Origin of the sequence: Bacteroides sp. 11BF (assembly GCF_019633765.1) — a bacterium.
Classification (GTDB): domain Bacteria; phylum Bacteroidota; class Bacteroidia; order Bacteroidales; family Bacteroidaceae; genus Bacteroides; species Bacteroides hominis.
In genome coordinates this window covers 290,779-313,100 of the sequence record NZ_JAFKPJ010000002.1, presented here as the reverse complement: position 1 = coordinate 313,100, position 22,322 = coordinate 290,779, and the positions used below count along the sequence as shown (strand labels likewise).

23 protein-coding genes and 1 tRNA gene are annotated in these 22,322 nt (G+C 40.9%); 18 read left to right on the top strand and 6 right to left on the bottom strand.

The features are described 5' to 3' along the window. Positions 1–706: 706 nt before the first annotated feature. Positions 707–780, bottom strand: a tRNA-Thr gene (locus tag JZY04_RS03120). A 307-nt stretch (positions 781–1,087) separates the two neighbouring features. Between JZY04_RS03120 and JZY04_RS03115 the strand changes: the two genes are divergently transcribed. The 6 genes from JZY04_RS03115 to JZY04_RS03090 all read left to right on the top strand — a co-directional run bounded on the left by JZY04_RS03115 (position 1,088) and on the right by JZY04_RS03090 (position 5,553). Beyond that, positions 1,088–1,636 carry a DUF4199 domain-containing protein gene (locus tag JZY04_RS03115; RefSeq protein ID WP_032530334.1) on the top strand — a complete coding sequence of 183 codons (549 nt, stop codon included), beginning with the start codon at positions 1,088–1,090 and terminating at the stop codon, positions 1,634–1,636. Between the two features lie 26 nt (positions 1,637–1,662). Next, a complete protein-coding gene (locus JZY04_RS03110; RefSeq protein WP_122143098.1) occupies positions 1,663–2,616 on the top strand; it encodes a glycosyltransferase family 2 protein in 954 nt (317 codons plus the stop codon). A 24-nt stretch (positions 2,617–2,640) separates the two neighbouring features. Beyond that, positions 2,641–3,168 carry a DUF6452 family protein gene (locus JZY04_RS03105; RefSeq protein WP_005807901.1) on the top strand — a complete coding sequence of 176 codons (528 nt, stop codon included), beginning with the start codon at positions 2,641–2,643 and terminating at the stop codon, positions 3,166–3,168. After that, on the top strand, positions 3,125–3,877 hold the full coding sequence (locus JZY04_RS03100) for a DUF6048 family protein (protein WP_005782620.1): 753 nt from the start codon (positions 3,125–3,127) through the stop codon (positions 3,875–3,877). The genes JZY04_RS03105 and JZY04_RS03100 overlap by 44 nt, the downstream gene beginning before the upstream one ends. Before the next feature lie 4 nt (positions 3,878–3,881). Next, positions 3,882–4,466, top strand: coding sequence for a manganese efflux pump MntP family protein (locus tag JZY04_RS03095; RefSeq protein WP_005782622.1), 585 nt, complete (start codon positions 3,882–3,884; stop codon positions 4,464–4,466). Between the two features lie 70 nt (positions 4,467–4,536). Further along, a complete protein-coding gene (locus JZY04_RS03090; RefSeq protein ID WP_122143099.1) occupies positions 4,537–5,553 on the top strand; it encodes an FAD:protein FMN transferase in 1,017 nt (338 codons plus the stop codon). Positions 5,554–5,627: 74 nt separating this feature from the next. On the opposite strand, the gene JZY04_RS03085 is transcribed toward JZY04_RS03090, so the two are convergent. Further along, positions 5,628–5,996: a DMT family protein gene (locus JZY04_RS03085; protein ID WP_005782624.1), complete on the bottom strand. Its 369-nt coding sequence runs from the start codon at positions 5,994–5,996 to the stop codon at positions 5,628–5,630. 14 nt (positions 5,997–6,010) lie between these two features. Further along, positions 6,011–6,760, bottom strand: coding sequence for an ATP-binding protein (locus tag JZY04_RS03080; RefSeq protein ID WP_122143100.1), 750 nt, complete (start codon positions 6,758–6,760; stop codon positions 6,011–6,013). A gap of 139 nt (positions 6,761–6,899) precedes the next feature. On the opposite strand from JZY04_RS03080, the gene JZY04_RS03075 reads away from it, so the two are divergent. From JZY04_RS03075 to JZY04_RS03055, 5 genes are all read left to right on the top strand, one after another. Next, complete coding sequence (locus JZY04_RS03075; RefSeq protein ID WP_122143101.1) at positions 6,900–8,327, top strand: tetratricopeptide repeat protein; 1,428 nt, start codon at positions 6,900–6,902, stop codon at positions 8,325–8,327. 7 nt (positions 8,328–8,334) lie between these two features. Then, positions 8,335–8,805, top strand: a complete 471-nt coding sequence (locus JZY04_RS03070) for an NfeD family protein (protein WP_005782627.1) — start codon at positions 8,335–8,337, stop codon at positions 8,803–8,805. A gap of 25 nt (positions 8,806–8,830) precedes the next feature. Further along, a complete protein-coding gene (floA, locus tag JZY04_RS03065; RefSeq protein WP_005807912.1) occupies positions 8,831–9,832 on the top strand; it encodes a flotillin-like protein FloA in 1,002 nt (333 codons plus the stop codon). Positions 9,833–9,961: 129 nt separating this feature from the next. Beyond that, complete coding sequence (locus tag JZY04_RS03060; RefSeq protein WP_005807914.1) at positions 9,962–10,840, top strand: nucleoside phosphorylase; 879 nt, start codon at positions 9,962–9,964, stop codon at positions 10,838–10,840. Next, positions 10,840–11,367, top strand: a complete 528-nt coding sequence (locus JZY04_RS03055; protein WP_122143102.1) for a 3'-5' exonuclease — start codon at positions 10,840–10,842, stop codon at positions 11,365–11,367. Before JZY04_RS03060 ends, JZY04_RS03055 begins: the two co-directional genes overlap by 1 nt. On the opposite strand, the gene JZY04_RS03050 is transcribed toward JZY04_RS03055, so the two are convergent. After that, the gene (locus JZY04_RS03050; protein WP_044300727.1) at positions 11,351–12,001 is read right to left on the bottom strand and encodes an NAD(P)-dependent oxidoreductase; all 651 of its coding nucleotides are present in this window, start codon (positions 11,999–12,001) and stop codon (positions 11,351–11,353) included. The two genes, JZY04_RS03055 and JZY04_RS03050, sit on opposite strands and share 17 nt — an antisense overlap. Positions 12,002–12,079: 78 nt before the next feature. Further along, positions 12,080–13,999, bottom strand: coding sequence for an ATP-binding protein (locus tag JZY04_RS03045; protein WP_122143103.1), 1,920 nt, complete (start codon positions 13,997–13,999; stop codon positions 12,080–12,082). A gap of 121 nt (positions 14,000–14,120) precedes the next feature. Between JZY04_RS03045 and mnmE the strand changes: the two genes are divergently transcribed. From mnmE to JZY04_RS03020, 5 genes are all read left to right on the top strand, one after another. Continuing rightward, positions 14,121–15,518 (top strand): tRNA uridine-5-carboxymethylaminomethyl(34) synthesis GTPase MnmE, encoded by a 1,398-nt coding sequence (gene mnmE / locus JZY04_RS03040; protein WP_044300725.1) that lies wholly within the window; start codon positions 14,121–14,123, stop codon positions 15,516–15,518. A gap of 266 nt (positions 15,519–15,784) precedes the next feature. Further along, on the top strand, positions 15,785–16,696 hold the full coding sequence (locus JZY04_RS03035; protein ID WP_220577415.1) for a helix-turn-helix domain-containing protein: 912 nt from the start codon (positions 15,785–15,787) through the stop codon (positions 16,694–16,696). 84 nt (positions 16,697–16,780) lie between these two features. Continuing rightward, complete coding sequence (locus JZY04_RS03030; RefSeq protein ID WP_220577414.1) at positions 16,781–17,887, top strand: site-specific integrase; 1,107 nt, start codon at positions 16,781–16,783, stop codon at positions 17,885–17,887. 9 nt (positions 17,888–17,896) lie between these two features. Beyond that, positions 17,897–18,259, top strand: a complete 363-nt coding sequence (locus tag JZY04_RS03025; protein WP_220577413.1) for a lipofamily protein — start codon at positions 17,897–17,899, stop codon at positions 18,257–18,259. Positions 18,260–18,440: 181 nt separating this feature from the next. Beyond that, complete coding sequence (locus tag JZY04_RS03020; protein ID WP_220577412.1) at positions 18,441–19,322, top strand: mobilization protein; 882 nt, start codon at positions 18,441–18,443, stop codon at positions 19,320–19,322. Here the strand turns inward: JZY04_RS03020 and JZY04_RS03015 are convergent, their stop codons facing one another. Then, positions 19,323–20,240, bottom strand: coding sequence for a hypothetical protein (locus JZY04_RS03015; protein ID WP_220577411.1), 918 nt, complete (start codon positions 20,238–20,240; stop codon positions 19,323–19,325). Positions 20,241–20,543: 303 nt separating this feature from the next. Here JZY04_RS03015 and JZY04_RS03010 point away from each other — a divergent pair, with 303 nt between their 5' ends. Continuing rightward, positions 20,544–20,909: a helix-turn-helix domain-containing protein gene (locus tag JZY04_RS03010; RefSeq protein ID WP_195357330.1), complete on the top strand. Its 366-nt coding sequence runs from the start codon at positions 20,544–20,546 to the stop codon at positions 20,907–20,909. A gap of 11 nt (positions 20,910–20,920) precedes the next feature. Beyond that, positions 20,921–22,297 carry a DUF3987 domain-containing protein gene (locus JZY04_RS03005; RefSeq protein WP_220577410.1) on the top strand — a complete coding sequence of 459 codons (1,377 nt, stop codon included), beginning with the start codon at positions 20,921–20,923 and terminating at the stop codon, positions 22,295–22,297. Positions 22,298–22,322: the final 25 nt, after the last annotated feature.

Sequence of the window (22,322 nt, the reverse complement as noted above, 5' to 3'; positions counted from 1 at the left end):
AGTAAAATGGAATATGGTATAATGTACTAAAACCGTCTCCACTTTCCTCCTTCATGATACACTTTATTTTCAAAACAAAGATCGGTCCTTGTCCCTAATTTAAATGATACTCCAAATAAAAAGCTGCCCCCGAAAATCTTCAGGGCACTGAAAAAGCACCCTCGTAAGGATCAGGTTCTTGATTTGTCCAAAGATCTGCTGATCCTTCTAACTAATCGGCAAGACTGTGTCCATAGCAATCGAGAAAGGCATTATGAAATCGAAAGCCATCATAGTTGATGCTACTCACACGGGGGCTCGCAGTTGATCTTTCAAGATATGGAAGACCTTAAAGCCAAGTCCCGTATAAGGTATAAAACAGAACTGAAAAACGCGGAACTAAAGCAGGTATTCGGATACGACAGGGCATTGTCGTACGGGATCTCTTGTATGCAACCGCAAGGCGCTATGGTCATCTTTGCAGCAAATATCAAGAGGATCTTCAAATCAATTTAAGGAAAGCTGCTTTTTTACATAATTAATCAAGATAAGTGTTTGCCTGTCCATACGGACGAGGCTATCAAGCGTTTCAAGAGCTCGCTTTAAAAAAAATAGAAAAGTCGCCAAGTTAGTATTTCTAACTTGGCGACTCTCACTTTTGCTCTTCAAGAAAGCTGATCTGAAAAAACAGAGGTTTTTCAGTGCCGAGATGCTTTTCTTTTTTTTGAGCCTCTTGTCGGATTCGAACCAACGACCCCGAGATTACAAATCACGTGCTCTGGCCAACTGAGCTAAAGAGGCAAGTGGGTAAGCTTACTATATCGCGCCGCTACAACCAACTACCTTTGCTGCGATCAAGCCCTGGAGGATTCGAAGGGAGCTGGCCGTATAGGACTTACCCGGGTGCAAAGGTAGGTATTTTTATTAAACCTGCAATAGGGAGCTTGCATTTTTTTGTAAGGCTCATCAGTAAGCATCTACTTTTCAGAGATTTAAAATCGAAAAAAAAATGTTTTTTTTCTGTCCGGATAGCTTTATTAACTTTAACAGGCATAAATTCCATACCAACCAATATTATTTGTACCTTTGTGCGCTATTTATTTATAAAATGACAGAGAGCAGAAGTAACTTACAAAAATATGCCATGCATTTTGGCACCTATATGGGAGTATACTGGATACTTAAGTTCATTCTATTCCCACTGGGATTATCTATTCCATTTCTTTTATTCCTGTTTTTCGGACTGACTTTAGGAGTTCCGTTTATGGGATATTATTACGCACGCACCTATCGCGACAAAGTATGTGGCGGTTCCATCCGTTTTCTGCAAGCATGGGTATTTATTGTCTTTATGTATATGTTTGCGGCACTCCTTACGGCAGTAGCTCATTATATTTATTTCCGGTTCATCGACCATGGTTTTATTGTAAACACCTATATGGGAATGTTTGACGAATTGACTAATAAAGATGTACCAGGCGTAGAAGGTTATATCGGACAACTCAAAGAAGTGATGGAAATGATCAGTACATTGACACCGATAGACATTACCATGCAACTGATGTCGCAAAATGTGTTCTATGGCAGCATATTAGCCGTCCCCACTGCCTTATTTGTAATGCGAAAGCCCAAATCACCGGAGGTACAACCTCTATAATTTATAATATCTAATTCATATAAAAAATGGATATATCTGTTGTAGTACCGTTGTTCAATGAAGAAGAATCCATCCCGGAACTTTATGCCTGGATTGAGAAAGTGATGAAAGCCAATGGCTTTTCGTACGAAGTTATCTTTGTAAATGATGGTAGTACCGACCGTTCATGGGAAATTATCGAATCACTCCAAAAACAGTCGAGCACAGTAAAAGGCATCAAATTCCGACGAAATTACGGGAAATCACCTGCTCTATATTGCGGATTCGAACGAGCCGAAGGCGATGTAGTAATCACTATGGATGCTGATTTGCAAGATAGTCCCGACGAAATACCGGAACTATATCGCATGATTACCGAAGAAGGGTATGACCTTGTCTCAGGATATAAACAAAAAAGATACGATCCGCTATCGAAAACTTTGCCTACCAAATTATTTAATGCGACCGCACGCAAAGTTTCAGGAATACATAACCTCCACGACTTTAATTGTGGACTGAAAGCTTATCGTAAAGCCGTAGTGAAGAACATCGAAGTATATGGAGAAATGCACCGCTATATCCCTTATCTGGCAAAAAATGCCGGATTTCAGAAGATCGGCGAAAAGGTGGTACATCATCAAGCACGTAAATTCGGAAAGACCAAATTTGGCGGGTGGAACCGTTTCTTCAACGGGTATCTTGACTTAATCTCTCTCTGGTTCCTTTCCAAATTCGGCATTAAGCCGATGCACTTTTTCGGATTGTTAGGTTCACTGATGTTCATACTGGGATTCATCTCAGTGGTTATTGTAGGAGCCAGCAAGTTATACAATATGAGTCACGGCATGCCTTACCGCCTGGTAACAGACTCCCCTTATTTTTATCTGTCACTGACTGCCATGATTATCGGAACACAGCTATTCCTGGCTGGTTTCCTTGGTGAACTGATCTCACGAAACGCTCCGGAACGTAACAATTACCTGATAGAAAAAATAATATAATGAATGATAAATGAAACCTGTACGATGAAAAAATTAATAAAACTGATACTCTTCCTGATGATAGCTTACCCACTGACCGGTGCTATCTTTTCTGCTTGCTCGGAAGAGAGCGACTGCTCCATGACCGGACGTCCGATGGTTTATGCCAATATGTATACCATCAATCCGGAAACAAAAGCCGTACTGAACGACACTCTTGACTCTCTGACTGTAACAGCGTTCGGAACTGACTCAATTATCATCAATAATCAAAAAAAGGTTCATGATATCGCCCTTCCTCTACGCTACACAAGTGACTCTACCATTCTTGTGTTTCATTATACCCCCCTGTTAAGAGACACAATGGTTATCCGACAAACCAATACTCCCTACTTCCAATCGATGGATTGTGGATACAGTATGAAACAAAACATTATCAGTATTCATCCGATCGATTATACAGATACCAATAAAAAGAAATATCATAGCATAGACTCCATATATATCAAATCAAATGCAGCTAACATTAATGGAACAGAAAATCTTAAAATATTCTACCGCTACAATCGTTAGTCTGCTGTGCCTTGCATTCAGTCTTCCGCTCCATGCACAACAACAAAGACCGAATGCACGTCCCTCCACAAAAGAGAAAGCTAAAGAGGAGATAAAAGTGGATACGATTCCATTTTATAATGGTACGTATGTAGGTGTAGACTTATTTGGGTTAGGCAGTAAACTACTTGGAGGGGATTTTCTAAGTTCCGAAGTAAATGTACGGGTGAACTTAAAAAGGAAATTTATCCCCACAGCAGAAATAGGTTTCGGACAGACAGATACTTGGAGCGATAATGGTATCCATTACAAAAGTGCAGCCCCTTACTTCCGTATCGGAGTAGATTATAATGTCGTTAAAGAATATTTGTATGTGGGACTGCGTTATGGATTCAGCAGTTTCAAATACGACATCTCAAGTACACCCTTTTCCGACCCTATTTATGGTGGAAGTATGGCCAATCCGGGATTAATAGACGGTATCTGGGGAGGAAGTGTACCTTATCATTACAATGGACTAAAATCCAATATGCAATGGCTTGAGTTAGTAGCCGGAGTAAACGTTCAAATCTATAAAAGATTCTATATGGGATGGACCTTACGCTTTAAGTTCAAGACCTCGGCTTCAGTCAACGAACATGGAAATCCATGGTATGTACCGGGGTTCGGTGAATATGACTCTTCAAACATAGGTATCACATATACCCTGATTTATAAACTACCATTTTAACGACATGACAGGATTAGAAATTTGGCTGCTTGCAATTGGTTTAGCGATGGACTGTCTCGCTGTCTCTATTGCAAGCGGTATTATTTTAAAACGTATCCAATGGCGGCCCATGCTCGTCATGGCATTCTTTTTTGGACTTTTTCAAGCTATCATGCCTCTATTAGGGTGGCTGGGAGCAAGTACATTCAGTCATCTTATCGAATCGGTTGATCATTGGATCGCCTTTGCCATCTTGGCTTTCCTGGGAGGACGGATGATTAAAGAATCCTTTAAAGAAGAAGATTGTTGCCAAAGATTTAATCCGGCAAGCTTGAAAGTTGTGATAACAATGGCTATAGCAACCAGCATTGACGCATTGGCTATAGGAGTGTCTTTCGCTTTCCTGGGTATTAAGAGTTGCTCGTCCATCCTTTACCCGGTGGGCATTATCGGATTTGTCTCCTTTCTGATGTCTCTTATAGGGCTCATCTTCGGCATCCGCTTTGGATGTGGTATTGCCCGAAAGCTCCGTGCTGAATTATGGGGAGGGATTATACTGATCCTTATCGGAACCAAAATATTAATAGAACACTTATTCTTTAATAATTAGCTATCAACCACAAGCCACAAGACCCTGGAAAATCATAAACAGGTTTGTCGCTTGCATACTTTTATTCATTATGGAAAAGAAAACAAGAAAAAGCTTTATTTGGCTGGCTATCCTTCTGTTGGGAACAATCTGGATATTAGCTCAACGCAATAAACAGGTACCTTACAACAGTATCAACGGCCTTGTATTCGGTACTGTATATAATATTACTTATCAATATGACGGTAATCTGAAAACAGAAATTGACGCTGAATTAAAGAGGTTCGACGGTTCCCTCTCCCCTTTCAATGACACGTCTGTTATTACCCGTGTCAACCGTAACGAAGAAATTGTAACGGATACTTTCTTCCAAACCTGTTTCAACAGATCCATGGAAATCTCAGCCGAAACCCAAGGAGCTTTCGATATTACAGTAGCTCCGTTGGCTAACGCATGGGGATTCGGTTTCAAGAAGGGTGCCTTCCCTGACTCAACCATGATAGACAGCCTGCTCCAAATCACAGGTTACCAAAAAGCGAAACTGGAAGACGGCAAAGTAATAAAAGAAGATCCCCGAGTGATGTTAAGTTGCAGTGCAGTGGCCAAAGGTTATTCAGTAGATGTGGTAGCGCGGTATCTGGATAGCAAAGGTATTAAGAACTACATGATCGATATAGGTGGAGAACTGGTCGTAAAGGGACTGAATCCCAAAGATGAAGCATGGAGAATCGGCATTAACAAACCGGTAGACGATTCGTTATCCCTCAATCAAGAGATACAAACAACGCTCAAGTTGACAGATGTCGGCATTGCTACTTCCGGAAACTATCGTAACTTTTATTATAAAGATGGCAAAAAGTATGCCCATACCATCGATCCCCGTACCGGATATCCGGTACAACACAACATTCTTTCGGCAACCGTAGTTGCAGAGGATTGCATGACCGCCGACGCATTGGCTACAGCCTTTATGGTAATGGGATTGGATGAAGCGGAGGCATTTACAAAATCACACCCCAACATAGGTGCTTATTTTATCTACAGTGATGAGAAAGGGGAGTTGAAAAGCTATTTCACAAAAAACATGGAACAATATCTTGATAAATAAAAAGAATATCCCCGGAGAAATATGTATATCCTTTCTCCGGGGATATTCTTTCGGGAGATACCGACGCAAACTGCCTACTTCATAAACACGAAATATACAGCCGCTATCAAACAGACAAAAGCAGCCACATGATTCCAATGTAATGACTCTCCTTTAAACAGTAAAGTAGAAAAGACAGTAAATATGATCAAAGTGATCACTTCTTGTATTATTTTGAGTTGCATTAATGAAAATGGCCCCCCGTTCCCACTAAACCCCAATCTATTGGCCGGAACCTGACAAGAATATTCTGCCAGCGCAATGACCCATGAAAACAAAACCACGCCATACAGAGGCCAATTACTGATCATTTTTGTCTCCTGCAGTTTCAGATGCCCATACCAGGCAAAAGTCATAAAAATATTGGAAACAATCAATAACGAAATTGCATAAACACCTTTCATACTTATATTTGAAATTAAAATTCGACTTCTTTAGGCAGTAACTCTTCCTGTACATTCGTCATGCTTCCCCAAAGGCTATATCGGGCTTCCGGATTCATCTTTTCCAATTGGCGGAGTATTCCTTTCATATCACTACGGCTCGACTGCGATTCATATGGACAGTTTTTTACTTGCTTCCTGTATCCACGTATCTGCGTGAGTTCCAGCAGATCTGCTTCGTGCACCAGACACATCGGACGAATAATAGTCATATCAAACTTATTCATTACTAACCGTGGAGGCATTGTGCTGAATGCTCCTTGATATGTAATATTCATCAATAGTGTTTCCAGAATATCGTCCATGTGATGTCCGAGAGCAATCTTATTGCACCCCTGTTCTTTGGCAACTGTAAACAAGGCTTTTCTCCGATTCCACGAACAAAGAAAGCAAGGAGATTTGCGGGTATCAGTAGAAGGATCAAATGAGGTTTCATAAACAACCAACGGAACTCCATAACTTTCAGCATGTGCACGAAGATAATCCAAATCACTCTGATAGGGAATATTCTTCATAACCACATGTACTGCCACCACCGAAAAACGAGGTTTGAAAATACGTGAACGTTTACCTAATAATTCCACCAATGCCAAAGAATCTTTCCCTCCCGAAAGACCGACAAGCACTTTATCTCCCTCTTCTATCAGTCCATATTGAACTATCCCTCTATTAAACCGTTTTTCGATACGCCGAATGGTTTTCTCTTCTTCCGTAATCTGTGCCATAACTCTTTTAAAAATCGGCTGCAAAAGTAAGAGAAAAGAATGATTTAAAGAAGAATTAACATAATAGAAGAAGAGAAAAAAGGTTTATTTCCAATTAATTTGTATTTTTGAACTTCCGAATAATAACCCGAGACCATTTATGAAGAAAAAAAATATTCTATTCTTTCTATTATGCTTTCTCCTGACAAGCGTATCGGCACAAACCTTGGAACAAGCAAGGGGTATGTACGGTAAAGGACAATATGCTGAAGCCAAACCCGTTTTCCAGAAATATGTTAAATCGCAACCGGCAAACGGTAATTATAATCTATGGTATGGCGTATGTTGTCTTAAAACCGGTGATGCAGCCGAAGCGTTGAAGTATCTGGAAACTGCAGTAAAAAAGCGAATTCCGAGCGGGCAGCTGTACCTTGCGCAAACTTACAATGATCTATACCGGTTTCAGGATGCGGTAGACTGCTATGAAACATACATAGCTGACCTATCAAAACGAAAGAAACCCACAGAAGAAGCGGAACAACTGCTGGAAAAGGCAAAAGGAAATCTTCGCATGCTGAAAGGAGTAGAAGACGTATGTGTCATCGATAGCTTTGTAGTAGACAAGGTCGACTTCTTGAAAGCTTATAAAATAAGTGAAGAGGCAGGTAAACTTTTCACTTACAATGATTATTTCAAAACCAAAGGTTATCATCCGGGAACGGTTTATGAAACAGAAATCGGAAATCGCATTTATTACAGCGAACAAGGAGAAGAAAACCTGAATATCCTGTCCAAGACCAAAATGTTGGATGAATGGAGTCAAGGGAAACCACTTCCGGGAAGTATTAATGCCTCGGGAAACGCCAATTACCCATACGTATTGTCGGATGGAGTGACTATCTATTATGCTTCCGACGGCGATGGTTCTATGGGAGGATACGATATTTTTGTGACCCGATATAACACTAATACTGATACCTATCTGGTTCCGGAAAATGTAGGAATGCCTTTCAACTCTCCTTACAACGATTATATGTATGTCATCGATGAATACAATAATCTGGGATGGTTCGCTTCCGACCGTCACCAACCCGAGGACAAGGTTTGTATATACGTTTTCGTACCCAATGAATCCAAACGGACTTATAATTACGAAGCAATGAATCCGGAAGAAATAATCGGGTTAGCTCACCTCCATTCTTTGGAGAGTACCTGGAAAGATCAGAAAATAGTGGATAATGCCCGCCAACGCCTTGAAGCAGCTATTAACCACAAACCTGACATACAACAAAACTTCGATTTTGAGTTTGTTATTGACGACCATTCTACCTACCATCATTTGACGGATTTCAAATCTCCTAAAGCCAAACAACTGTATTTGAAATACGAACAGATGGAGAAAGACTACCGTCAGCAAACTAACAAACTAACTAACCAACGTGAGGGATTTGCACGGTCTAACAAAGACGAACAAACGAAAATGGCTCCGGCTATCCGTGATCTTGAGAAAAGGATATTCCAAATGTCGAAAGAACTGGATAAACAGGCTATCGAAGTCCGGAACGCAGAAAAACAAAATTTAAAATAACCCAATTATGGATGTACTGATCATCATTGCATTGATTGTTGCAGCAGTAATACTCTTTTTAGTTGAACTGTTTGTGATTCCGGGTATCAGCCTTGCCGGTATTTCGGCTTTGGTTTGCATCATCTATGCCAACTATTACGCTTTTGTCAATCTGGGGACAGGGGCGGGATTCACAACACTTATCATTTCAGGAGTCGCCTGCATCGGTTCGCTTGTCTGGTTTATGCGATCGAAAACTCTGGATAAGCTCGCATTGAAGAAAGATATAACATCCAAAATAGACCGAAGTGCTGCCGAAAAAGTAAAAGTGGGCGATACGGGTATCACAGTTACCCGCCTGGCTCAGATTGGCAATGCTGAAATCAATGGGAATATCATAGAAGTAAAATCAATGGACGGTTTACTGAATGAAAAAACTCCGATTATAGTCAATCGGATCACTGATGGAATAATCTTTGTCGAAAAACTAAAATCCTAATATTCATTTAAAATCAAGCACAATTATGAATGTCGAACCCATGTATCTGACTATCTTCTTGATAGCAGGAGGTATTATCTTCCTGGTTCTCTTCTTTCATTATGTACCTTTCTTCCTGTGGTTGTCAGCCAAAGTATCGGGAGTTAATATTTCACTGGTACAACTTTTCCTGATGCGTATCCGTAATGTTCCGCCCTACATCATCGTACCCGGTATGATCGAAGCACATAAAGCGGGATTGAGTAACATAACCCGTGACGAACTTGAAGCACACTATCTGGCAGGCGGTCATGTGGAACGGGTAGTTCATGCGCTGGTATCGGCATCAAAAGCCAATATTGAACTTCCATTCCAGATGGCTACTGCTATTGACCTCGCAGGCCGTGATGTCTTCGAAGCTGTACAGATGTCAGTTAATCCAAAAGTTATTGATACACCTCCCGTAACAGCTGTTGCCAAAGACGGTATCCAGTTGATAGCCAAAGCACGTGTGACGGTACGCGCCAATATCCGCCAATTGGTGGGTGGTGCCGGTGAAGATACAATCCTGGCACGTGTAGGCGAAGGTATCGTTTCATCAATCGGTTCCTCTGAAAACCATAAGTCAGTACTTGAGAATCCTGATTCTATCTCAAAACTGGTACTACGCAAAGGACTCGATGCAGGTACTGCCTTTGAGATCCTCTCTATTGATATCGCCGATATCGATATAGGTAAGAATATTGGTGCTGCTCTACAGATAGACCAGGCAAATGCCGATAAGAATATTGCGCAAGCCAAAGCAGAAGAGCGTCGCGCAATGGCTGTGGCTACCGAACAGGAAATGAAAGCCAAAGCAGAAGAAGCCCGAGCTAATGTGATTCAAGCAGAAGCAGAAGTCCCCAAAGCCATGGCTGAAGCTTTCCGCAATGGAAATCTTGGTATTATGGATTATTATAAGATGAAAAACATCCAGGCTGACACCTCAATGCGTGAAAATATAGCTAAGCCAATTGGCGGATCTACCAGCAAACCACTGGGTGATTAAAGAGAAATCATTCACCACAAACTACACAGCATACCACAACTGATTGGAGAAGAATAATCTCTTAAAAAGAGTGGTTAATCTATGTAATTTGTGGTGAACTTATTTATAAAACTAAAACCTTTCAATAACATGAAAAAGTATTTTCCTTCCTCCGAATTAATCATTAATGAAGATGGTTCGGTATTTCATTTGCATGTAAAGCCGGAATGGTTGGCAGACAAAGTTATATTGGTAGGTGATCCCGGACGGGTGGCTCTCGTAGCTTCTCACTTCGAAAACAAAGAATGCGAAGTGGAAAGCCGCGAATTTAAGACTATAACCGGAACTTACAAAGGCAAGCGAATAACGGTCGTATCTACAGGTATCGGTTGCGACAACATCGACATTGTGATTAATGAACTGGATGCTCTGGCAAATATCGACTTTCAGACACGGGAAGAGAAAGAGCACCTTCGGTCATTGGAATTAGTCCGTATCGGTACTTGTGGGGGACTGCAACCCAATACACCGGTTGGAACTTTTGTCTGTTCCGAAAAATCAATCGGTTTTGATGGTCTATTGAATTTTTATGCCGGACGCAATGCCGTTTGCGATCTTCCTTTTGAGCGGGCATTTCTGAACCACATGGGTTGGTCTGGCAATATATGCGCTCCTGCCCCTTATGTGATTGATGCCAATGCTGAATTGATTGACCGTATTGCTCAAGATGATATGGTACGTGGAGTTACCATTGCAGCGGGAGGCTTTTTCGGACCGCAAGGACGTGAACTTCGTGTTCCTTTGGCAGATCCCAACCAAAATGACAAAATCGAAAAGTTTGAATACAAGGGTTATAAAATAACTAACTTTGAAATGGAGAGTTCCGCTCTTGCCGGCCTCGGCAAGCTGATGGGACACAAAGCCATGACAGTCTGTATGGTTATAGCCAACCGTTTGATCAAAGAAGCGAATACGGGCTATAAAAATACCATCGATACATTAATAAAAACTGTTCTTGACCGAATCTGATGAATCTATCATTTGCCGCCATTGATTTCGAAACAGCCACAGGATACATGAAAAGTGCCTGTGCCGTAGGTATTGTCACCGTTACCGACGGAGAAATTACGGATGAATATTACAGCCTGATTCAACCACCGGAGAATGAATACTGGCGTGCAAATATCCTCGTACATGGAATAACCCCGGAAATGACGGAATCACTTCCGGGGTTTCATGCCATTTATCCTGAAATAAAAAAGCGGTTGCAAGGAAAAGTAATAGTTGCACATAATGAGCAATTCGACCGTAATGTACTAAAACGCACCATGCAGATGTACAGACTGGACTATGACGAACTATTACTTCCGGAACATTGGGAATGTACCTGCCGAATCTACCGTTCTTTGGGATATAAACCAGTCAATCTGAGTGCTTGCTGCGAACGGGAGGGAATTGAACTTAAGCACCACGAAGCCCTTTCCGACGCCCGGGGATGTGCAATACTTTATCTTAATTATCTTGAGAGATACCGTCCGTTTAATACCCTATGGTGAAACGTTCCTGATGATGCTCCGGCTTTTCAAGTTCATCAACCATGGCAGCGGCATAATCTTCTACGGAAATATGACTGTTACCCACAATATCTACAATCATATCATCCTTACCCAGACGGTATCTTCCGGTACGTACTCCCGGAGCCATATCTGCTGCCGGTGAGAAGAAGACCCAATCAATCTCTTTTTCCTTCTTCAAAAAATCAAGGTAGAAATCACTTAAAGCCCTCACCCCGGGCAATATTTTTTCGGGAACTTCTCCCGAATCAACGAGACGAATACCCGGAGCAATAAACAATGAACCGGCCCCTCCCACCATTAAAAAACGGTTGACTCCGGCCTTTTTCACACCATCAATAATCGTTAGATAGACCTCAATGGTTTCCTTATATATATTAGGGTTATTCCAACCCGGATTAAAAGCACTAATCACGGCATCGGCACCTTGACAAACTTCACAAACTTCATCTAATGAAGAGACATCGGCTTTCTTCACTTCCAGATTCTCATTCTCAATCTTAATTTTTTCAGGATGACGAACTACCGCCGTCACATGAAATCCACGGTTCAAAGCTTCATTTAGAATAGCCGAACCCACGAAGCCGCTGGCTCCGATTATCACAACTTTCTTCATAATCCAATTTATCTATACAGTATTATTTGTTTTCTACATAACACTCTATATCATAAATTGTTGCATCGAAAAACAGGCTTATCTTCCCTCCTGCAAATAAGCTTTGATAGTTTCTCTCAGCTTTTCCAGAGGATAAGGTTTCGCAATCACTTCGTTACACCCTGCTTCAATAGCCTGCTCCCCTTCCGGACAGAATGCATATGCTGTAACCGCAATAATCGGTACCTCTTGCGAAATTGCACGAATTTTAGCTGTCGCCTGAATACCATTCATCACTGGCATTCGGATATCCATCAGAATCAGATCGGGCTTCTCACGCATGAAACTTTTTACTGCTTCCTCTCCATTTGGCACCCAAAGAATTGTATATTCTTTCTTCAAAAAGGCATTAATCTGCAGATAACCGGACTCCACATCTTCCGCTATCAGTATCTTCTTCTGCCGGTTGCTCAGTCCCACAGTGACGGTTGCATTTCCTCTTTCCGCAACCGTAACTTTTTGCTCTTGCTTATTGGGCAGATAAAGAGTGAAAGTACTCCCCTTCTCAAGCTCGGATTCCACTTCGATCCGACCTCCTAACCGTTCCACAATACTTTTACAGATAGGTAAACCCAATCCTGTACCTTGTACAAAATCATTCAACTTCTCAAAACGGGTAAATATCAAAGGGAGCTTATCTTTAGAAATGCCACAACCGGTATCTGCCACATAAAATTTCACCCATTCTTCCTCTTTTACAAGTCCAAAGGTGATGCTCCCCTCAATCGTATTTTTAATTGCATTCGATAAGAAATTAAACAATACCTGTGTTACACGATTTCTGTCCGTCGAAATCCAGATTTCATCTGATGGACGAATCACATTTAGTTCGACCCCTTTCTTCATTTTAAGACGGTGTACCTTATACACTTCATCTACCAGCCCGCTTATTTCTGTCAACTGACAGTGCATTTCCGATTTACCAGACTCTATGCGTGACAAATCAAGAATATCATTGATCAGTTGCAGCAATAGATTACTATTCTGCTGGATAATCCCTAAATACTCCTCTTTCTCCTTTTCATCCTCAGTCAGAGCTATTATCTCCGAGAAACCGACAATCGCATTCAAAGGAGTACGTATTTCATGGCTCATATTAGCAAGAAACAGCGATTTCATCCGGTCCGCCTCTTCTGCCCGCCGTTTAGCATCAAGCAATTCTTGCGAGCGCCGTATCCGGTCACCTATATCATGAATCAGAGCTAATACCTTATTCCCCTCAAACGGAGCAATACGCGCCTGAAAATAATGTCTGCCGGTTTCTACATCTAAAGGATATTCTATTTCTTTCAGTTTTCCACTTTTCAGACATTCACGTATACTACTGATAAACAATTCGCTGACCTCCTCTGAATAAATAGATCTCCCATCTGCTCCTTTCAAGACTTCTACCGGATGTAAAAGTTCCGTACCGGGTGCCATCAATACATCCGTGATAAAGAAATTATCATCAAAAATAAATATAAACTCAGGGAGTGCCTCAATAATTTTCCGGTTTCGCTCTTCAAGCTGTCTGATCTGCACTTCTTTTTCACAGCGTGAAGTAATATTGGCAGTATATGCTATAATTTTATCAGAACCATTCTCCTTATTCTTCTTATACGCAATGAAATTATCTTCAAGCCAAATTGTTTTTCCATGCTCTCCCAAGCAACGCACTACTATTTGAGAAGTCTTTGTATCCGACTCAAGCATGCGGTTAAAAGCTGTTTGATAAGAAGTAACATCATCCGGATGAGCAAACCGATAAAAGTCATTAATTTCTCTGAAAACAATTCCTGCTTCCTTTAAACCCAAGATACTAAAATATTCATCTGTAAAATTACATTCGCCCGTGGGAATATCGTATTCCCAGAATGCAATCTGATGTCCGGCCAAAACAGAAGTGATCTTCTGGTAATCCTCTTTTAATTTTTCAATATTCTCCATCCCCGAAAATGAATCTTTTGCGTGTCCCATAGCCATAAAATTTGTCTTGCTGTATGCGAGCAAAGATAAAATAATAAAGCATAACTTCTATCTGTTTACTCTGTTTTTTACAGAGAAAGCTCTATCTTTGCCACTCAAAATGAAATAGATAATGAATCAAGACACAATTTGCGCCATAGCAACCGCTCAAGGAGGAGCCATCGGAAGCATTCGTGTTTCCGGTCCTGAAGCAATAACCATCACCAGTCGTATTTTTACTCCGGCTAAACCCGGAAAGCTGCTGAGTGAACAAAAGCCTTATACGCTAACTTTCGGCCGAATTTATAACGGAGAAGAACTGATAGACGAGGTTCTCGTCAGCCTTTTCCGGGCCCCACATTCCTATACGGGGGAAGACAGTACTGAAATCACTTGTCACGGCTCATCCTATATTCTACAGCAAGTAATGCAATTGCTGATAAAAAACGGATGCCGTACCGCACAGCCAGGAGAATACACTCAACGAGCTTTCCTCAATGGTAAGATGGATTTAAGCCAGGCCGAAGCTGTAGCCGACCTAATAGCCTCATCTTCTGCCGCCACCCATCGTCTTGCTCTGAGTCAAATGCGTGGCGGATTTAGCAAGGAATTGGCAATATTGCGCGAGAAACTATTGAACTTCACATCAATGATTGAGCTGGAATTGGATTTCAGTGAAGAAGATGTGGAATTTGCCGACCGATCTGCCTTGCGCCAGTTAGCTGACGGAATTGAGAAGGTGATCGCACGCCTTGTAGACTCGTTCAGTGTAGGAAATGCTATAAAGAATGGTGTTCCGGTAGCTATTATCGGAGAAACCAATGCAGGAAAATCTACCTTACTTAATGTTCTGTTGAACGAAGATAAGGCAATTGTCAGTGACATTCACGGCACAACACGCGATGTCATTGAGGATACTGTAAATATAGGTGGTATCACTTTTCGCTTTATCGATACAGCCGGCATTCGGGAAACTAACGATATGATTGAAAGTCTGGGTATCGAACGAACTTTTCAAAAACTCGATCAGGCAGAGATTGTACTATGGATAATTGATTCAGCAGACGCAATCTCACAGCTAAAACTACTCTCCGATAAGATTCTTCCTCGTTGTGAACACAAACAATTGATTTTAGTCTTTAATAAGGTAGAACTGATAAATGAAACTCAGAAAAATGAACTTACCTCACAACTTTCCGAGCATGTCGGTTCGGAAATAGAATCTATTTTTATTTCTGCGAAACAACGTCAGCACACGGATGAACTCCAACAAAAACTTGTAGCAGCTGCCCATTTACCAACAGTCACACAGAATGATGTTATTGTAACGAATGTCCGTCATTACGAAGCACTGACACGTGCGTTGGATGCAATTCACCGGGTACAAGAAGGATTGGATGCAAATATTTCCGGGGATTTTCTTTCACAAGACATACGTGAATGTATTTTCCATTTATCCGATATAGCAGGGGAAGTGACCAATGATATGGTGCTACAGAATATATTTGCACATTTTTGCATCGGCAAGTAAGTGGTGGTTACCAACGATTAGCATATAACATCAATGATTATTAAGGCGTTCATTTTGAACGCCTTTCTTTTTAGCCTTATAAGCGATGGTTATCGTTTATAGGGCTTTTTCAGCTCATTTTTGTACCGCATTTGTTGCTCGCTTGTTACTCTCCGATTTTAGGTCGGAAAGGTCGTGGAGAAAGTTGACTGTGGTTGACTATGATTTACGATAGTTGAACAAAATGGAGAAATAACAAGAGAAATAAACCTCTAAAAGTAACGAATATGGCAACAAGTAAAATGAAAATCAAGAAGGTATGTGAATGGTGTGGCACAACATTCTATGCCCAAAAACTAACAACACGTTTCTGTTCTCATCGATGTAGCAACCTTGCATACAAGGAAGCTGTTCGGCAAAAGAGAATACAAGAAGTAGAAACCAAAGTCCAAACGGTCATCAGAGAACAACCCATATCTGATTTTAAGGACAAAGAATATCTGTCATTCAAAGAGGCTGCAACTTTATTAGGGCTGAGCAAACAAGCCATCTATAAAATGGTATATGCTGGAAAGCTGCAAGCATTCCGCATAAGTAGCAGGTTATCTTTTATCCGTAAAGGAGATATTGACCGAATGTTAGAAGCTCGTCCCTATGAACAGCGACAGCCTAAAGACACCATTCCCATCACCGACTTCTACACCACTGCCGAAGTGAAAGAGAAATACCATGTAAACGAGTCATGGATATTTGTGGTAGCCAAGAAGAACAACATCCCCCGAACTTTCAATCGTGGCAAGACCTACTGGAGCAAGAAACATATAGATGCTTACTTTACCAAGAAAGCCCCGAATCCTGATATTACTGAATGGTATAGTACCCAAGAAATGCAGGAGAAGTTCGGCATGACCCTATCTGCCATCTATTGTTTCGTTTCCAAGAATGCCATCCCCAAGAAGAAAGAGGGCATCATGGTGTACTATTCCAAGAAGCACGTAGATATAGCCAAGGGAATTGCCATACCAGAAGAACCGCAATACTATACGGTAACCGAAGCGATGGAGAAGTTCAATCTCACCCGAGACCAACTCTATCACTATGCAAAGTATCATAATATCCCCAAGGTCAAAAAAGGCAAATACACGCTTATCTCCCAACCGGAATTGGATAAGCTACTCGCAGCCCCAAAGATTGAATAAGTTATTTTTCGGTGAATGTACCCACCATTGAATCACCTTATTCCTTTGCACCAAACAAATGTAAAACTCTAAATATTAAACAGTATGTCACACACGTGTACAAAAGTAACAGTTCGCCAAAGAGCGATTCGGAATGATCGCATCTCCTTGTATCTGGATTATTATCCGGCAGTCCGTAACCCCGAAACGATGCAGATGAGCCGCAGGGAATACCTCGGTATCTACATCTATGCCCATCCTAAGAACGAGATGGAACGTGAGTTCAACAACGACATGTTGAACAAGGCAGAGGCTATTCGTTGTATCAGAGTACAATCACTCATTAACGAAGAGTTCGGTTTCTTGGATAAAACCAAGCAAAAAGCCGATTTCCTCGCCTACTTCAAAAAGATGTGCCGGAACAAAGACCAGAAATGGCAATTCGTTTATCAGCATTTCTACAACTTCGTCAAAGGGCAATGTACCTTTGGCGATGTGAATGTGGATTTATGCAAGAAGTTCCGTGAGTATCTGTTGAACGCCAAGCAACTCAAACACAGCAACCGCCCCATATCTCTCAATTCGGCATCCGGCTACTACTCTACATTCAGAGGATTGTTGAAAATTGCCTATCGGGACAAGTGGTTTCGGGAGAACATTAATGATTACCTTGATAAGATTGAACCACAAGATGTGAAGAAAGAATACCTGACATTGGACGAAGTGAAGCAACTCGCAGCCACTCCTTGCGACATCCCAGTTTTGAAAGCAGCTTCTTTATTCGCTTGTCTAACAGGCTTACGCATCAGTGATATTCTAAACCTGCAATGGGAAGACTTCACTATCGCTCCCGACCAAGGCTATTGCTTGCGTATCAGAACACAGAAAACCCAGACGGAAGCGACACTTCCCATCAGTTACGAAGCCTACGAACTATGCGGCACACCCGGAACAGGCAAAGTATTCAAGGACTTGAAACGGAGTATGATTAATTATCCACTGAAAAGCTGGCTCAAAAAGGCAGGAATAACGAAACCGATAACCTTTCACGGGTTCAGACATTCGTATGCGGTCATACAAATATCCTTGGGTACAGATATTTACACTGTTTCAAAGATGCTAACCCATAAGAACGTGTCCACGACTCAAATATATGCCGATTTGGTCAATTCCAAGAAGCGAGAAACAGCCAATAAAATATCACTCAAGTAAATTGCAGCTATGAAACGAGGAATCATAACCAACAACGGACAAGGCATCTATATTTCTGATGGCGAAGTATGGATGACCACTTGGGAGCTTGCAGACTTGTTTTATACAACGGCTGGAACTATCCATACAGCAATTAAGAAAATCCTGAAAGTCAATGTTTTGAAGAACCACGAAGTTTGCAAGTATATCAAATTGGAGAATGGGAACAATGCCGATGTGTATAATTTCGATATGGTTATAGCTCTGTCCTATCAAATAGATACAGGACATTCTGCTGCATTTAGAAAATGGTTTATCAATAAAGCTACCTTCAAGCAGAGGGACATATCGCTATTTATTCCAATAAGCTCTGCTAACACTTATAATTGCTGATACCCCCAACATAGAAGTCCGATGTAGGTTAGCCTATGTCGGACTTTCCTTTTCTATTGTGGCACAGGTGGCATAGAAAAATGCTACATATCGAGGACAAATGCTACCACTTATTTGACTTTGTATCAGAATCTCCAACAAACAACATATATTTGCGCACAAACGATTAATACATATCACTATGGAGCAGAAAAAGACAGAACATATTACATTGCATCTGATTGTTTTTGGTACAATAGCAATCATTGGTGTTTTAGCCCGCCAGACCGTACTACACTATGGTTGGGACGAGTTCAGCAGCTACCTCATTTTGGTGGTATGCTCCATTATTATGGGTGCAATCTATCTCAATCTGCAAATGGTATTCAGGCAACTTCTTTCTCCAACAATAGAAAGATGCTTTATGAGATTTGAGTGTTATCGCAACAAAACGGTGATAACTGAAATTCCAATAGAACATCATGAAGTTATTGAATGTGCCATAGATACAGAACTTATCGTTTCTGAATCTGAACAAAAAGTTGAAACTACATCTGACACCACAGAAGAAATTTCTATTCCCTCACTTTCTAAATCCAGTGAAAATGTGGCGGAACTTCCAAAAGAAGTAGTCATCCCCCCTACATCCAGCAATACTTCTATAGAAGAATCCAGCCAGCCATCAGAATACGAGATATACCATGCTACCGCTATGGCTGAAAAAGAACGAGCATCGCAAGAAAAATTAGATAAGGTTCTTACATATGTAAAACAAACTCTAGTTCTCTATCTTAATGAAACAGACCTTAATCGCTTATGTGGATATGTTACAGAATATTACATGTCAGACACTCAGCCTAAAGTCGAACATATAAAAGTTGATTCTCAATTAAAGACCATCGACATCATGCACTTTGGATGGAATATCGGCAAGGCTTTCGGCAAGCCACGCTTACAGACTGCCACTTTTATCAAAAGAGTATTTGCTCATACCCTCCGTGATTCAGAAATATCTACCATTGAGCGAAAAATGTCGCACACGGAATCAGAGTGTCGTATCAAACTAGATAGAAAAATTGCATAATTAATACTGGCATTTATTTAAAACAGCCTCATATCGAATATCATTAAAAGCTTTAGTCAATAACATTCCATTTTCCTTTGCAACGGGAACCAGTAACTGAGCTTTATATTTTTCTATAGACCTTGCAACCTTATCTTTTAAATCAATTGATGTTAATGGTTCAGTCATCGTTGCAAACTCCTGATTCACTTGCGATAACACTTTTTCCATCAGCTTATTATCTAATTCAATTATAGTTTTTTGTGCAATTTCTTTTGTTTTGTCTGTAGCTTGGAGTAAATACATACATTTATCAAAATCACCATTCTTTTTGTATGTTCCAGATGCATCAATACCAGGGAAAGGATGTAATTGTATTGAAAATACGGAAGACCCAATACTCGCATCAAATAAGTTTCCATTACTATTTGAACCTAAATCAAAAGTTTGATCTTGATAATATATATTTAAAAGATATAATGCTCCCAATGAACGTATGAAATGTTTTAAGGTTCCTTTATGTAACGACTTTCCTCTATTATGTTTTACTGCTTGATAAGCTTTTTGCCAATCTGAAGAACTAGTACCTCGTTTATATGCTTTATGTAGTGGTACTAAATATAGATTTTCATCTTGTTCCAAATACAATATTGGACTTGAGACCATAACAACTTTGTTACTTAAACGCCATTTTGACTCTAATAGAGCCAAGCAATCTGTATCAAAATATAAATCTTTATCATCTGGTTTAGTACCTCCTTCTCTAAAATATAATTCTTTAGATATGGATTCTATTTCTACACTTGTACGAATCAATAAATCAGCAATTTTCATTGAATAAACATCAAGCTGTTTATCATCTATATGAATAATCTCTGCTAAAGCTAATAATTCACGTTCAAGTGATTTATATACATTCCAATATAAATTATTTTTCATCTCTATTGCATTTAAGAACAAAATCTGATGGTAAAATTACAAAAAGTTATTCATCCTTAAATTCAACTACCGTTATTTTATCTGTATAAAATCTGATATTTCATAAAAATCACCTCTTTTTCATCAATAACTTCTAATAACTAGTACAAAGAACATAATCAAACATATAATACAAATTAATTATCAATGACTTATCATCAATAACTACCATCAAAAGTTATTCATCAGTTATATTTTGGTGAATGATTCCACCATTGAAACACCTGTTTCCTTTGCCGTCGAACAATTAAAAACGATTGGCGTATGCAAAAAGAAACAGTAACATTTGATAAGCTGCCCGAAGCGGTAGGTTATCTGACCGAACAGGTCATTGAGTTGAAAAGAATGGTTTCGGAACTTCAACCACCGGCATCAGACAAACATGTATTGGTTGAAATTGAGGATGCTTGCCGTATCATCAAAAAAGCCAAGCCTACCATATATACATTGGTACGCAAAGGGATACTTCCGGCTTACAAGAAGGGCAAGAAACTCTATTTCTATGAGGACGAACTTCTCGCTTGGATTGAGAACGGACGGAGAAAGACTGCCGAGCAGACATACGAGGAGATGCTTGCTAATATGCAGAGCGGTGTCCGCCATAAGCCCAAATCATCGGTACAATTTTAACGAATTGGGCTATGGATACATATTCTATTAATCCGGCATCCATCATTGATGAAGCGATTGATTTAAGCACAAGATTGTTTGGTACGGCATTCCCCATCAGCATATTCCCGGCAAAAATTCAACGCATTATCCGTGAGGTACACGAATGCCATAACTACCCTACTGACTACATCGCCGCAGCCATCCTTACGGCAATAGCGGTCGGCATAGGTAACACGCATCTTGCCCAAATCAAACAAGGCTGGCTGGAAAGCCCCATCCTGTATATGGCATTGATTGGAAGACCGGGAGCTAACAAAAGCCATCCGCTCAGCTTTGCGATGAAACCGTTTCTTGATTATGACTACCGACAGAATCAGGAATTTGAAAAGGCTCTTGCCAAGTACGATGAGCTGATGAGCATGAGCCGCAAGGAACGTGCGGAAAGCGGTGGAGAGCAATTTCCGCAAGAGCCTATCCGCAAACGCTTCTTGGTTTCGGATGTAACGCCCGAAGGATTGAGCCTCATTCATGCGCAAAATAAACGCGGGCTATGCTTGTGGGCCGATGAATTATCCGCTTGGTTCAAGAACTTCAATCGATACAACAACGGTTCGGAAGAACAGTTCTGGCTTTCGGTATTCAGTGCCAAGACCACCATATCCGACCGCAAGAATGCCAAGAGTTCCATCTTCATCAAGCGTCCGTATATATCGGTCATTGGTACTATCCAAAAGAAAATCCTGAACGAGTTGGCTAAAGGTGAACGCTCCAGCAACGGGTTTATCGACCGCATCCTGTTTGTGATGCCCAATCTGCAACAGAAGGCACGATGGAATGACAAAGAATTGCCGGAAGATATAGAACAAGAATGGAATGCCATTATTGACCAACTTATACAATCAGAGTGTAACCTCAATGAACAAGGAGAGATTGACCCGCAAATTCTCTGCTTCTCAGAGGATGCCAAGAAACGGCTTTACGAGTGGCAGCACCATTTCTCAGAGCTGTGCGACCGGGAAACAAATGATACCATCGTAAGTATCTATTGCAAGCTGGAGATATACATCATCCGCTTCTGCCTGATTATCCAACTGGCACGATGGACTTGCGGAGAGTGTGACAAGACGTGTATCGACCTGCTGGCCGTGGAGAGAGCCATTAAACTGACGGAGTATTTCAAAGAGTCCGCATTGAGCGTACAGAATATTCTGAATGAAAATGCCCTCAACAGCCAGCAACAAGCGATAGTCAATCTGTTGCCTCCTTCCTTTACTACTGCCCAAGCTATACAGGTAGCCGAGCAAAACGGAATGAAGGAGCGGACATTTCAACGCTTCCTCAATGACAATATCGGGACGTTGTTCCGCAAAGAGAAGCATGGAGAATATTCAAAGATTAACCTGTGACATTTTTGTCGGTTTTGACACTTTC

Excerpts from the sequence above, each read along its gene's own strand:
- JZY04_RS03080 (WP_122143100.1), bottom strand. The coding sequence starts at position 6,760 with ATGGCACAGATTACGGAAGAAGAGAAAACCATTCGGCGTATCGAAAAA.
- JZY04_RS03110 (WP_122143098.1), top strand. The coding sequence starts at position 1,663 with ATGGATATATCTGTTGTAGTACCGTTGTTCAATGAAGAAGAATCCATC.
- JZY04_RS03050 (WP_044300727.1), bottom strand. The coding sequence starts at position 12,001 with ATGAAGAAAGTTGTGATAATCGGAGCCAGCGGCTTCGTGGGTTCGGCT.
- JZY04_RS03060 (WP_005807914.1), top strand. The coding sequence starts at position 9,962 with ATGAAAAAGTATTTTCCTTCCTCCGAATTAATCATTAATGAAGATGGT.
- JZY04_RS03090 (WP_122143099.1), top strand. The coding sequence starts at position 4,537 with ATGGAAAAGAAAACAAGAAAAAGCTTTATTTGGCTGGCTATCCTTCTG.
- JZY04_RS03010 (WP_195357330.1), top strand. The coding sequence starts at position 20,544 with ATGCAAAAAGAAACAGTAACATTTGATAAGCTGCCCGAAGCGGTAGGT.
- mnmE (WP_044300725.1), top strand. The coding sequence starts at position 14,121 with ATGAATCAAGACACAATTTGCGCCATAGCAACCGCTCAAGGAGGAGCC.
- JZY04_RS03085 (WP_005782624.1), bottom strand. The coding sequence starts at position 5,996 with ATGAAAGGTGTTTATGCAATTTCGTTATTGATTGTTTCCAATATTTTT.
- JZY04_RS03055 (WP_122143102.1), top strand. The coding sequence starts at position 10,840 with ATGAATCTATCATTTGCCGCCATTGATTTCGAAACAGCCACAGGATAC.
- JZY04_RS03115 (WP_032530334.1), top strand. The coding sequence starts at position 1,088 with ATGACAGAGAGCAGAAGTAACTTACAAAAATATGCCATGCATTTTGGC.
- JZY04_RS03030 (WP_220577414.1), top strand. The coding sequence starts at position 16,781 with ATGTCACACACGTGTACAAAAGTAACAGTTCGCCAAAGAGCGATTCGG.
- JZY04_RS03045 (WP_122143103.1), bottom strand. The coding sequence starts at position 13,999 with ATGGGACACGCAAAAGATTCATTTTCGGGGATGGAGAATATTGAAAAA.
- JZY04_RS03070 (WP_005782627.1), top strand. The coding sequence starts at position 8,335 with ATGGATGTACTGATCATCATTGCATTGATTGTTGCAGCAGTAATACTC.
- JZY04_RS03075 (WP_122143101.1), top strand. The coding sequence starts at position 6,900 with ATGAAGAAAAAAAATATTCTATTCTTTCTATTATGCTTTCTCCTGACA.
- JZY04_RS03025 (WP_220577413.1), top strand. The coding sequence starts at position 17,897 with ATGAAACGAGGAATCATAACCAACAACGGACAAGGCATCTATATTTCT.
- JZY04_RS03095 (WP_005782622.1), top strand. The coding sequence starts at position 3,882 with ATGACAGGATTAGAAATTTGGCTGCTTGCAATTGGTTTAGCGATGGAC.
- JZY04_RS03015 (WP_220577411.1), bottom strand. The coding sequence starts at position 20,240 with ATGAAAAATAATTTATATTGGAATGTATATAAATCACTTGAACGTGAA.
- JZY04_RS03020 (WP_220577412.1), top strand. The coding sequence starts at position 18,441 with ATGGAGCAGAAAAAGACAGAACATATTACATTGCATCTGATTGTTTTT.
- JZY04_RS03105 (WP_005807901.1), top strand. The coding sequence starts at position 2,641 with ATGAAAAAATTAATAAAACTGATACTCTTCCTGATGATAGCTTACCCA.
- JZY04_RS03100 (WP_005782620.1), top strand. The coding sequence starts at position 3,125 with ATGGAACAGAAAATCTTAAAATATTCTACCGCTACAATCGTTAGTCTG.
- JZY04_RS03035 (WP_220577415.1), top strand. The coding sequence starts at position 15,785 with ATGGCAACAAGTAAAATGAAAATCAAGAAGGTATGTGAATGGTGTGGC.
- JZY04_RS03005 (WP_220577410.1), top strand. The coding sequence starts at position 20,921 with ATGGATACATATTCTATTAATCCGGCATCCATCATTGATGAAGCGATT.
- floA (WP_005807912.1), top strand. The coding sequence starts at position 8,831 with ATGAATGTCGAACCCATGTATCTGACTATCTTCTTGATAGCAGGAGGT.